9 protein-coding genes and 3 pseudogenes are annotated in these 12,297 nt (G+C 49.7%); 9 read left to right on the plus strand and 3 right to left on the minus strand.

Features of this window, described 5'->3' with window-relative positions; all coding sequences use genetic code 11:
* The first annotated feature begins 71 nt into the window (after positions 1–71).
* The 4 genes and pseudogenes from RAHAQ2_RS17620 (at position 72) to RAHAQ2_RS17635 (ending at position 3,948) form a co-directional block, all read left to right on the plus strand.
* Positions 72–2,492, plus strand: a complete 2,421-nt coding sequence (locus tag RAHAQ2_RS17620) for an S-type pyocin domain-containing protein (protein WP_015698524.1) — start codon at positions 72–74, stop codon at positions 2,490–2,492.
* Between the two features lie 3 nt (positions 2,493–2,495).
* A complete protein-coding gene (locus RAHAQ2_RS17625; RefSeq protein ID WP_015698525.1) occupies positions 2,496–2,750 on the plus strand; it encodes a bacteriocin immunity protein in 255 nt (84 codons plus the stop codon).
* Between the two features lie 226 nt (positions 2,751–2,976).
* Positions 2,977–3,159 (plus strand): annotated as a pseudogene (locus RAHAQ2_RS17630) (transposase); the annotation flags it as partial.
* Between the two features lie 186 nt (positions 3,160–3,345).
* Positions 3,346–3,948 carry a serine O-acetyltransferase gene (locus RAHAQ2_RS17635; protein WP_015698527.1) on the plus strand — a complete coding sequence of 201 codons (603 nt, stop codon included), beginning with the start codon at positions 3,346–3,348 and terminating at the stop codon, positions 3,946–3,948.
* 11 nt (positions 3,949–3,959) lie between these two features.
* Here RAHAQ2_RS17635 and RAHAQ2_RS25115 read toward each other — a convergent pair.
* Positions 3,960–4,231 (minus strand): annotated as a pseudogene (locus RAHAQ2_RS25115) (transposase); the annotation flags it as partial.
* 164 nt (positions 4,232–4,395) lie between these two features.
* Between RAHAQ2_RS25115 and RAHAQ2_RS17640 the strand changes: the two are divergent.
* Positions 4,396–6,408 carry an acyltransferase family protein gene (locus tag RAHAQ2_RS17640; RefSeq protein ID WP_158309247.1) on the plus strand — a complete coding sequence of 671 codons (2,013 nt, stop codon included), beginning with the start codon at positions 4,396–4,398 and terminating at the stop codon, positions 6,406–6,408.
* 76 nt (positions 6,409–6,484) lie between these two features.
* On the opposite strand, the gene RAHAQ2_RS26005 is transcribed toward RAHAQ2_RS17640, so the two are convergent.
* Positions 6,485–6,808, minus strand: a complete 324-nt coding sequence (locus RAHAQ2_RS26005; RefSeq protein WP_148267137.1) for a hypothetical protein — start codon at positions 6,806–6,808, stop codon at positions 6,485–6,487.
* Between RAHAQ2_RS26005 and RAHAQ2_RS25120 the strand changes: the two are divergent.
* The 4 genes and pseudogenes from RAHAQ2_RS25120 to RAHAQ2_RS17665 all read left to right on the plus strand — a co-directional run.
* Positions 6,696–7,080: pseudogene (locus RAHAQ2_RS25120) on the plus strand (transposase); the annotation flags it as partial. The gene RAHAQ2_RS26005 and the pseudogene RAHAQ2_RS25120 sit on opposite strands and share 113 nt — an antisense overlap.
* 535 nt (positions 7,081–7,615) lie before the next feature.
* The gene (locus tag RAHAQ2_RS17655) at positions 7,616–8,377 is read left to right on the plus strand and encodes an endonuclease/exonuclease/phosphatase family protein (protein ID WP_015698531.1); all 762 of its coding nucleotides are present in this window, start codon (positions 7,616–7,618) and stop codon (positions 8,375–8,377) included.
* Positions 8,374–9,621, plus strand: a complete 1,248-nt coding sequence (gene clsB, locus RAHAQ2_RS17660; protein WP_015698532.1) for a cardiolipin synthase ClsB — start codon at positions 8,374–8,376, stop codon at positions 9,619–9,621. The genes RAHAQ2_RS17655 and clsB overlap by 4 nt, the downstream gene beginning before the upstream one ends.
* Positions 9,621–10,583: a lysylphosphatidylglycerol synthase transmembrane domain-containing protein gene (locus RAHAQ2_RS17665; protein ID WP_015698533.1), complete on the plus strand. Its 963-nt coding sequence runs from the start codon at positions 9,621–9,623 to the stop codon at positions 10,581–10,583. Before clsB ends, RAHAQ2_RS17665 begins: the two co-directional genes overlap by 1 nt.
* A 12-nt stretch (positions 10,584–10,595) precedes the next feature.
* Here RAHAQ2_RS17665 and RAHAQ2_RS17670 read toward each other — a convergent pair whose 3' ends face one another.
* Positions 10,596–11,900, minus strand: coding sequence for an Nramp family divalent metal transporter (locus RAHAQ2_RS17670; protein ID WP_015698534.1), 1,305 nt, complete (start codon positions 11,898–11,900; stop codon positions 10,596–10,598).
* Positions 11,901–12,297: the final 397 nt, after the last annotated feature.

Consider the following 12,297-nt stretch of genomic DNA (forward strand, 5'->3'; position numbering starts at 1 on the left):
TAGTGAGCCATAAAACGCATACCACACTTCCCTTAAGTAAAAAAATATAATGATTGAAAGAGGAAAAGACTATGCCTGGATTCAGTTATAACGGTGACGGTAAGGTTCCCACGGGCTATTTTAATGGGCCTCCGGTGACCTATGATTCTGACGGCTCTGTGCGTGTAAATCTATCTCATGTTGATGAGGGCAGTACGAATACAGGAACTGGCAATGCAGGCGGGCATGATACCGGCAGCGCTTCGGGGTCATCCGGTTCTGTAGGTAGTAATTGGGCTGGCTCTGGACCAGTTAATACGTCGTTGATTAACGCCACCATTTCAGAAAGCCTGAGTAACTTACTCGTCGCAGTAACGTCTACCGCATCTTATCGAATATTGCGCGCGGCTTTTGATGCTTTAGCTCTTGTTCAACAGCCTGTTGCACGTGACCAGATTGTTCAGGCCTGGCAGCGCGCCCATGACCTGATGCCGGATAAAGTGACAGAAAGTTATGAAACCGGCGGAAGCAATGGTCATACAGCAACCCGAACAACCGATAATGCCGCTAAAAAAACGATGGCCCAGGCCGTTACTCAGGTACTGAGCGATCTTCAGAGTGCAATATCTCAGCATCAGAAAGCAGGCGCTGCAGCCTCGGAGGCGGCAGCATCTGCAGCTGCGGAAGCTGAAAAACAAAGACAGGCGGCGATTGCCGCTGCCGGCATTGCGGGGCTGAATCAGTCGGTTTCTCAGTCTCAGGCGAATCTGAATACTGCGACCGCAGAGCAGTCGCGTTTGCAGCAGGCAGCGAATGTCGCTGCGCAAAACGCGGTGAATCTTCGACAGGCCGCTCAGTCAGCCGAGTCCGCTGCGCAACAGGCGGCGTTACGTGCTAACCAGCTGAATGCACAGGCCGCCAAGCTCACTAAAAGGAACGGTGACTATGGTCACTGGGAAACACGTGATGTTGGCGGGAAAAATGATCGAACTGTCAGCATTTTTGTCACTGAACTCACCGGTAGCACGTTGAATGCGGCGCGGACGAACGCAACAAACACTCGTAACTCTGCCAATCAGCAGGCTGGCCAGGCCAGTGCGGCAGAGCAGGCCAGTGCGGCGGCGGCGGTGGCCGCACGTGATGCAGAAACCCATCGACAGGCTGCGCAGGCAGCGTTGACAGCTTCACAGCAGGCTGCGTCACGCGCTGCGGAAGCTGAGCGGCAACGTAAGGCCGCAGAGGCCGCCGCCGCGGCGGCAGCAACCGCCGCCCGAGCAGCAGAAGCTGAACGACAACGTAAGGCGGCAGAAGCCGCCGCCGCGAAACTCGCGCAAGCTATGCAGGCACGCCAGGTTGCAGCTGACTCGCTGAGAACAATCAGTATTCAGTCTGTCCGTGGGATCCCTTTGAGTGCTTCTATGACCGGTACACCCATTAGCTGGGCTGTAGCATCCGAAGGCGGCGTTGTGCTGGGTGATGATGTCGTCGGTGCTGCCTGGGGCAGAATCAGCGCCGCCCTCGCCGAATTGCGCGGTATTGCCACGGCAAGTCTGGCTGGCCCGGTAGCCGTGACGATTGTGGGGCTGCTGTATTCAAGCGAAGTAGGTGTGGGCAGTGATGTGGTACCGGGACGGGATATCAGTACGTTGATCTCCGGAGACGTCTTGTCTTTGCCCGATTCTGCGGTATTAAATAATGCGGCTGATACGAACGTGGGTATTTCTATGCCCGTTCGCGGTCAAATGGTTATGCGTGAAAATGGTACGTTAGAAGCGCAACTGGTACGTACCGGTATTGCCGGCAGCGTTCCGGTCGTAAGAGCTGTAAAAGATAATAAAACCGGTTACTGGAGTTATACGCTGCCGACAATGGCGGGTGTGCCGGCACAGACCATTCTGGTGAGTCCTGCAGATGCGCCTGGTGTAAACACGCCTCTGACGATGGGCGGTCCGGTTCCATTGCCTGAAAACATCGTGCATACAGGTAACCCAGTCTCCGCGCCACAGGGCGTGACAGTCACCACGACGCCGGTGGCAGACGATCTGGATTTTAGAGACGTCATTCTGATTTTTCCGGCAGCGTCCGGGCTGAAACCGCTGTACGTGATGTTGCGCAGCCCCCGGAATATGCCCGGTACCGTCAGTGGTAAAGGCCAGCCCGTTGGGGATAACTGGCTTGGGAACGCCGGTGTGGGTGATGGTGCGCCGCTCCCGAGTCAGATCGCCAATAAACTGCGTGGCCGGACGTTTGGGAGCTTTGATTCGTTCCGTCGAGCTTTCTGGAAGACAGTGGCCGATGATCCTGAACTAAGCAAACAATTTGATCCTAACAGCTTAAATACGATGAGAAATGGACGAGCTCCATACGTTAGAAAACAAGATCGAATTGGCAAACGAGTCAAAATTGAGTTACACCATAAACAGGAAATTTCTAAAGGTGGGGATGTATACAACGTTGATAATCTGAATGCAGCAACCCCTAAAAATCATATTGAAATTCATAAAGGTAATTGAAAAATGGACAAAACAATATTATCTGATTTTACTGAAAGTGAGTTTTTGGATTTTGTTACCGGGATTTGTAAAGACACTTATAAAACAGAACAAGAGCACATTTCAGCAGTACTTCTGTTTGAACTGTTAACAGAGCATCCAGCAGGTTCAGATCTGATTTATTATCCAGAATCTGGAGTTGATAATACTCCCGTAGGAATAGTCAAAACTATCAAAGAATGGCGAGCTGCCAACGGTAAGCCAGGATTTAAATCATAATAGCAAAGTCGATACGGCCCTCATATGAGGGTCGTATCGAGGATTAGCTGATATTCGGAAATAGCCCTACGCTCACATAGATTAGCTCAGACTTGAACTGACAAATTTCGTAGGTAGAACATCATCAAATCTGACAGTCCGGTTTGAGCGAGTGTAGTCCCTCCTGAATTTAGTCTGACCGCTTGATAGAGTTCTCTGGTTAAAATACAACCAAAGGAGGCTCATCATGAAGAAAGCGCGTTTCACTGAAACTCAGATCCTGCGAGTTCTAAAAGAAGTTAAAGGGGGTCGACATGTTAAGGATGTGTGCCGTGAAAACGGCGTGTCGGAAGCCAGCTATTACAACTGGAAATCTAAATACGGCGGTATGGAGCCCTCTGATATCAAACGAATGAAAGAGCTGGAAGATGCCTGACGAAAAAGCTTTGGGCCCAAATTGGACCGGTGGCGGAAGGTAAAATTCGTTAGGCATCCCTTATCCATCAGAACCTGTACACGATTTTTCGGGCACATCCTCTACCCAAGTTATACTTTTAAAGTTTATTTGTTCAATGCCGATAAGTGCTTAATTGCTTTTATTTAACGGTAATACAATATGGATAATCCTATAGTCAGTTCCAAAAGTAATAAAGTTACAGACTATGAACATTTGAAGGAATGTTTAAGAAAAGAAGTGATAAAAAGAGATGGGGGCAAGGCATTCTCATGGTTGAAAGTTCTTCACCGCGTTGCTTTTAATCGCAAAAAACGCTTCTACTTTTGGTGGCGAATTGCAAACTATTTGTATAAATCCTCATCATCTCGTCAGCGAAAAATCGCCAAAATCATTGGAGTTAACTTAGCCAGAAAGTATGGTGCAGACATAAGCATTGCTGCGCATATCGGAACCGGTATGAAAATAAACCATTATGTGGGGATCGTAATCAGAGCAGAATGTGTGATTGGCGACAATGTGAATATCCGTCAAAACACGACTATTGGAAGGAAAAAATCAACACCTGATATAGGATATATCACAATCGGTAATAACGTCGATATCGGTGCTAACTCCTGCATCCTTGGGGACATAGTTATTGGAGACAATGTCACTATTGGAGCAATGTCATTTATCAATAAAGATATCCCCGCAAACACCCTTGTTTATAGTCAAAAAACTACTCAGATCGTAATTAAAGCCCCTGTAAATAATTCTGTGTAACTGCCACCGTATTAGAGGTGATCGCTCAGGCGGTCACCGAACTCGATAATAAAACGGCTCATCGCCAACCGCCAGTTCTGGATCGGCATACTCCATTTTTTGAAGCATCCCTGATTGCCAGATAGATAACCCTACGCACCGAGTCGTCTGTCGGGAACACCTTTCGCTTTTTGATGGCTGCGAGGATAACGCTGTTCAGCGATTCGATGGCATTCGTGGTGTAGATTGCCTTGCGGATATCAGGCGGATAGCCGAAGAACGTATTGAGATTTTCCCAGTGGGTAATCCCCCCCTTAAACTGCGCTCTCTGCCAAGCTCAGCCTTTGATAAGCGCTCTAAACTAAAGAAATCAGAAAGCGATTGTCTTTTTTAATGATTCCAGGGCTCAAGTTTTTTCCTAACTCGTCGATAAGTGATCTTCTTTTACGTATTGACGGTGTTGTATACATGTTAGCTTCTTCGCAGGACAAAATGTCATCCAAATACTATCGAAGGGACATTGATGGCCTAAGGGCCATAGCTATCCTTTTGGTTGTGATATTTCATAGTGGATCACTACTCTTTCCTTCAGGTTTTATTGGCGTTGATATATTTTTTGTTATATCCGGATATCTCATTACAAATATAATCACATCACAGCAGCATGAAAACACCTTCAAACTAAGTGAATTTTACAGAAGAAGACTTTGGCGTATTCAACCCGTACTGATTTTCATGTGGTTGGTTGTTTGTATATTAATAAGCCTCACATACTTGCCAATTGATTATATAAGTTATGTTCATAGCCAAAAATACTCTAGTCTTTTACTTGCCAATCAATATTTTGGCAAATCATCGGCAGAATACGCCTCCCCAGACACAACAGTCATGCCACTTCTGCACACATGGTCTCTGGCAATCGAATGGCAGTGGTACCTTATCCTACCTCTTGCTCTTTTAGCACTAAAAAAGGTCGCACCCCGCCTCAAACCTGCTAATGCCATCTATATTTTTTTCGCTATTTCTCTGATAACTTCAATAACCGTGATGTCTTTCAAACCTTTTGGTGGTTATTATTTTCTCACAACAAGGATTTATGAATTCCTCGCAGGCGGTTGCGTTATATTTCTTGAACGTAGATTTGAGGGAAAGGTAAATAATAAAATCCTCAACAACATATTAGGCTTATTAGCTATTAGCATTATTCTTTACGCCGCTTTATCTCAAGGGGTGCTTAGGGATTATCCTAATCAATATGCAATACTCGTGACTCTATCAAGTGGGATCCTCATATTCATTGGTGCTGCTGATAAAGAAACCATTCTGACGAAGTTTTTTAGTAGCGCGCCTATGACCTATCTGGGTAAATTATCGTACTCCATTTACCTTTGGCATTGGCCGATTTTTTCTATTAATAACTATATCTATGGTGAGATGAGCGCGGTTAGAGTCTTTATATGTATGTTAATAACCATAATTTTATCTTTTATATCATACTATTTTATTGAAACACCGCTCAGAAAAGCAAAAGTCTCTCTACTTAAAACCCTGTTACTTTTAGTTTTGTTACCAGCTTTACTCGCAACTGTCATATATAAGGTTGTAGACAAAAATCAAGGGTACTCATTTAGGCTAGGACATAATTATGATGCGTCTTTCAGGCTCGAAAAGATTTATTCGCAAAAGGCTCTTCATCGCAATGACTGCCTGGACGGCAAGCAAGCCCCCTCTGAATGTGAGTTCGGCGACCTCAAAGCGACAAGAACAGCACTCCTGATAGGCGACTCAAATTCTAACCACTTTTGGGGGTTTTGGGATGTAATGGGCATTAATGCTCATGTTAAATTTACAGCTCTCAGTACCCCTTCATGCCTCTCTCTGCCTGGTATTTATCAGTTCGATTGGTGGATATATAAAAATCAAAGCTATCTGAAATGTTATGAAAACACACAACACTATTATGAGCTCATTAAAAATCGTCACTACGATTACGTCATCATAGGTGAAATTTGGGAACAATATGCACAGGGCCCTTGGTTAATTAACTCTGAAAATAATCCTCGCAGTGAATCGTTATCACAGGCCCGAATGGAAGAGGCTTTGCGTAAAGCATTAGATATTATTATTGCCAGCGGGGCTCGCCCTATCTTAATGAGAACTATTGCGCCGATGCCAAAAGGGTATATGGCTTGCCGTGCAAAAGAAGCCATTCTACGCCACCCTTATAATAAAGAAGCTTGCGATTCTACGCCGACAGGAAGTTCAGAAAATGAGTGGACCATGGGTTTGTTCAAAAAAATGACAGATTCTTACCCGACCTTACAGTTAGTAGATCCAAAAAAAGTACAATGCCCTCAGGGGGAGTGCATTACACAATTAAATGGGATAGGAATATATCGAGATGTAGGGCATATTACTGATTATGCATCTTATAGTTTTGGTGAATATTATCTTCGCTGGTTTGGTAATCCATTAAAATAACCACAAATTAAATTAAAATAACTGGTAGCCATACTCCAGCTACCAGTTAAATTAAAATTTGGCATATTATTTATAGTTACTGATATCCCACAAAATTAAATATACCTGAGGAACATCCCTCAGTAGCATTAGGACTTGAATAGATAGTGTAGCTTGCTTTTGCCGGAACGGGGAAGGATATAAAGCCACTTTTTGCCCAATCAACATTATTATCACTGGCATTAGCCACGATAAAACCATTTACCGAAGCGGTTAGGATGTAAGTATCCCGCTTAACCGAGCACCAGATCATCACCGTTCTGAAGTCTGTTGAAGCCGGACGTACCGTCAAAAATGTCTGCCGCGAAGCGGGAATATCTGAGGCTTCGTACCATAACTGGAAAGCGAGGTATGGTGGCATGGAAGCCTCTGATATCAAAAAGATGAAGGATCTTAAGGACGAAAACCGCTGTCTCAAACAGATGTTTGCCGACCTGAGTCTGGAAAAACGCGCGTTAAAAGACGTCATTGAAAAAAGCTTTAAAACCAGCGATAAAGCGTGAGCTCGTCAGGGATGTGAAAGAGATGTTTTCGATGAGCGTACGCCAGGCATACAGGACATTATCGCTGAGCAGGACGGTCTATTTTTACCAGCCCGATACCCGTCGCGATGAGCCGGTGATCCAGGCGCTGACTGAATATAACAGCGAGCGGCCTCATGAACCCCCGAACAACCTGACGCCAGAAGAGGACCGGCTGATGGCTGAAAAACCGGAGATCTCAAAAAGTGTGTGGAACTAAAATAGGTGTGCCTGCAGTAAATTCGGAATCGAAGCATGAAGGTAACTCACTGTTATTCGGTAATTTCATTGATGTGGAAGCGAATCCTTGGTTCGATTCTGAGTCCGGCACCATCTTTAAAGAAAACCGTTTATGGCGCGTCTTATAAAAGATCATGGACTCTCCCCCGCACTTCGTTCGATGACTCGCCTTTATCAGGCTCGCCCTGCGGGCCAGCGGCACAGCCGTTGTTCAAACCAATCTGCCAGCAACTCCGCCCCGTGGTGACACGAATACGTTGTTGCCACAACATGGTTTTTCTCCTGAAGTGACCTTGTTCTGTCTTTTGCGAGACCGGACTTTACGGATAAATCCGTAACCCTGCCTCTTTTCGTCACAGAAACTATACTTTATTTTCATCAGGATAGTGACGCTGGCAGGAGACGCAATGACCCAACAAACCCGGCAGTTTTCGTTGAAGATACTGACGATTAATACGCATAAGGGCTTCACCGCGTTTAATAAACGCTTCATTTTACCCGAGTTGCGCGACGCGGTACGCACCGTCAGCGCCGATATCGTCTGCCTGCAGGAAGTGATGGGCGCGCATGAAGTGCATCCGTTGCATGTGGAAAACTGGCCTGACAAAACCCATTACGAGTTCCTTGCTGACACCATGTGGAACGACTTTGCCTACGGGCGCAACGCGGTCTACCCCGAAGGTCATCACGGCAATGCCGTGCTTTCACGCTACCCCATTGAACATTATGAGAATCGCGACGTGTCGGTCGCGGGCAGCGAGAACCGGGGCCTGTTGTATTGCCGCATCGTGCCCCCGCAGCTTGAGTCTCCTGTCCATGTGATTTGCGTACATCTGGGCCTGCGCGAAGCGCACCGGCAGGCGCAGCTCAACATACTGGCCGACTGGGTTAACGCTTTCCCGGCGGGAGAACCGGTGCTGGTGGCGGGCGATTTCAACGACTGGCGGCAAAAAGCCAGTCACCCGCTTAAAGAGCAGGCGGGCCTTGATGAGATTTTCACCCGCGCGAAGGGCCGCCCGGCGCGCACTTTCCCGGTCAGCATGCCGCTCCTGCGTCTCGACAGAATCTATGTGAAAAATGCCCATGCCAGCGCGCCCGCAGCGCTGCCGCTGCGCAACTGGCGTCATCTGTCCGATCATGCCCCGTTAAGCGCGGAGATCCACTTATGAAAACCGCATGGCGGGAAGGCAACCGCATCCAGCTTCTGGAAAATGGCGACGAATATTACCCGGCTGTATTTGACGCTATCGATAACGCTCAGCGTAAAGTGATTCTCGAAACCTTTATCTGGTTTGAAGATGAAGTGGGTCACCGGTTGCATGCGGTGATCCTGCGTGCCGCACAGCGCGGTGTCGATGTGGAAGTGCTGCTCGACGGTTATGGTTCGCCTGATTTAAGCGATGATTTCGTCGGCGAACTGACGTCAGCAGGCGTGGTGTTCCGCTATTACGACCCGCGTCCGCCACTGTTTGGTATGCGAACCAATCTGTTCCGCCGTATGCACCGTAAAATTGTTGTCATCGACAATACGGTGGCGTTTGTCGGCGGGATTAATTACTCCGCCGAGCACATGTCCGGTTACGGTCCCGAGGCCAAACAGGACTACGCCGTGCGGGTGGAAGGCCCGGTGGTGGATGATATTTTGCAGTTTGAGCTGGAAAACCTGCCCGATCATGCGCAAACCCGCCGATGGTGGCAGCAACGTCGCCGCTATCATGCGGCCGAAAACCGCCAGCCCGGCGAGGCGCAGGCGCTGTTTGTCTGGCGCGATAACGACGATCACCGGGATGATATTGAGCGTCACTATCTGAAAATGCTCGCCAACGCGAAGCGCGAAGTGATTATCGCCAACGCCTATTTCTTTCCGGGCTACCGTCTGCTGCACGCCATGCGCAATGCGGCCCGCCGCGGCGTGCAGGTGAAGCTCATCGTGCAGGGCAAGCCGGATATGCCGATTGTCAAAGTCGGTGCGGAGCTGCTGTACAACTATCTGCTGAAAGGCGGCGTACAGGTGTATGAATATCGCCGTCGCCCGCTGCACGGCAAAGTCGCGCTGATGGACGATCACTGGGCGACGGTCGGCTCCAGCAATCTCGACCCACTGAGTCTGTCGCTCAACCTTGAAGCCAATCTGATTATCCACGACCGGGCGTTTAACCAGACGCTGCGCGAGAACCTCCACAGAATTATCGCCAGAGACTGCCAGTGTGTGGATGAAACTATGGCGCCGAAACGCACCTGGTGGAACCTGGCGAAAAGCGTGGTGGTGTTCCACTTCCTGCGTAAATTCCCGGCCATGGTCGGCTGGCTACCGGCACACACGCCAAGGCTGGCCCTGGTAAAGCCGCCCGTACAACCCGAAATTGAAACACAGGATCGGGTGACGACAGAAAATTCGGAGGTGAAACCCTAATGTCTGCTTCGCATCCGGGATGGCGTCTGGCGAAAAAAATCCTCACCTGGATTTTCTTTATCGCCGTGGCCGTGCTGCTGGTGGTCTACGCCCGCACGGTCAACTGGGAAGACGTGTGGAAAGTCATTCGCAATTACAACCGCACGACACTACTGATGTCGGTGGCGCTGGTGACTGGCAGCTATCTGCTGTACGGCTGTTACGATCTGCTTGCACGCGCTTATTGCGGGCACAAACTTGCGGCGCGCCAGGTGATGCTGGTGTCATTTATCTGCTACGCCTTTAACCTCACGCTCAGCACCTGGGTGGGTGGCATCGGCATGCGTTACCGGCTCTATTCCCGCCTGGGTCTGCCCGGCGGTACGATCACGCGTATTTTCTCACTGAGCATTACCACCAACTGGCTGGGCTATATTTTGCTCGGCGGAATTATCTTCACCTCCGGCGTAGTGGAACTGCCTTCGCACTGGTACATCGACGAAGGCACACTGCGCATTCTCGGCATGGTGCTGCTGGCGATAGTGGCTGTTTACGTCGGGTTCTGCGCCTTTGCCAAACGCCGCCATATGACGATTAAAGGGCAAAAGCTGGTGCTGCCGTCGTTTAAATTCGCGCTGGCACAGATGGTGATTTCCAGCGCCAACTGGATGGCCATGGGAGCGATTATCTGGCTGCTGCTGGGTCAGGATGTGAACTATTTCTTTGTGCTGGGCGTGCTGCTGGTCAGCAGTATCGCCGGGGTGATTGTGCATATTCCGGCGGGGATCGGCGTGCTGGAAGCGGTGTTTATCGCCCTGCTGGCCGGAGAACATACCTCGCAGGGCACGATTATCGCCGCGCTGCTCGCCTATCGCCTGCTCTACTACTTCCTGCCGCTGCTGCTGGCGCTGGTGTGCTATTTGCTGCTGGAAAGCCGGGCGAAGAAATTGCGGGCGAAGAACGAGAAGTCGATGGCGAAGTGAGCCGCCGGAGCCTTATTCCAGACCGGGAATATTCACGCCAAACGTTTGCAGCAGCAGAATGATATTGAGCGCCACAATCACCACCGTGCCAATAATGGAAAACACGGCTGTCAGGCGGCTGTTAACAAACTCACCCATGATGTCGCGGCGGCAGGTGAATATCACCAGTGCAATCATCGGAGCAGGCAGCGCCAGGCTGAGCACCACCTGGCTGTATACCAGCGCGTCGGTGGCATTCACGCCCAGCGCCACCACGATAAACGCGGGGATCATGGTGACCAGACGGCGCAGCCAGACAGGAATGCGAAAGCCGACAAAGCCCTGCATGATCATCTGGCCTGCCATTGTGCCGACCACTGAGCTGGAAATACCGGAAGCGATCAATGACAGCAGGAAGAAGCCTGCCGCTCCCACGCCTAACAGCGGCGTCAGGGTGTGGTAAGCCGTTTCGATTTCCGCCACCTCGCTGTGACCTGAGTGGAAGGCACCCGCCGCCATAATCACCATCGCGATATTCACCAGTCCGGCGAGAGTCAGTGCGATCACCACTTCAATATTGGAAAAACGCAGCAGTTTACGGCGTTCGCCTGAATTTTTGGCGTGAGTACGGTGCTGAGTCAGCCCGGAGTGCAGGAAAATCGCATGGGGCATTACGGTGGCGCCGATGATCCCTACGGCAATGGTCAGCGCCTGCGCATCGGGCAGTTGCGGTGTCACCATACCCAGACCGGCCGCGGCCCAGTCAACCGGCGCGATAAACATCTCCACCAGATAACACAGTGCAATCACCGCCACTAACCCGCCGATCATCAGCTCAATGGGGCGGAAACCGCGCTTTTCCACCATCAGAAGCCCACAGGTCACCAGCGCCGTGATACCCATTCCGGCCAGTAACGGCATATGGAACAGTAACGACAGCCCCAAAGCACCGCCGAGGAATTCGGCCAGGTCGGTCGCCATCGCGGCGATTTCGCTGCCTCCCCACATGCCCCAGACCACGGGTTTGGGGAACTGGTCACGACACATTTCCGCCAGATTTTTATGGGTGACGATCCCGAGTTTGGCGGAGAGCGCCTGAAACAGCATGGCGATCATATTGGCCATCACCACCACCCACAGCAGCGTGTAGCCATAGCGGGAGCCGGCCTGAATATTGGTCGCGAAATTACCCGGGTCCATATAGGCGATCGAGGCGATCACCGCAGGACCGGCAAACAACAGCGGTGTCATCAGGCCGCGTTTGCGACCGGACATGACGTTAACAATCGCCGCATTGGTTCTGTCAGTTAAAGAAGACGTCTGGCCTGTTCCACGCATACTGCACCCGCCCTGTTCTTGCTTGTTATTTTTGTGTGAATTTCACCCGGCAACGAAGAATATAGCACTGGCTATACTCTATAGCGCAAGCTTAGTCTGAGGGTAATTAAGGGCTTTATGTTTCAAAATATGAAATTTCAATCATTGCCTGAGATTATAAAAATGGAATGATTTTTCTGAGGATGAATCCGGTGTGACGACATCGCAGGGATGAAAACCAGACAGACATCACACTTTTCTGACAAACAAACCGGCTGCATGTCCCTGCTATCAAGTTTTCCCGCCAGGGTGCCGTTAACTTAATCAATAAATCTCATCCGGTTTACATGACCAACTTCATTTTTTCCGACAGATTTCTCTCCTGTGCTTCCTGACAGGCTACTCCGATAACGACGTT

The sequence above is a fragment of the Rahnella aquatilis CIP 78.65 = ATCC 33071 genome, from assembly GCF_000241955.1.
Classification (GTDB): domain Bacteria; phylum Pseudomonadota; class Gammaproteobacteria; order Enterobacterales; family Enterobacteriaceae; genus Rahnella; species Rahnella aquatilis.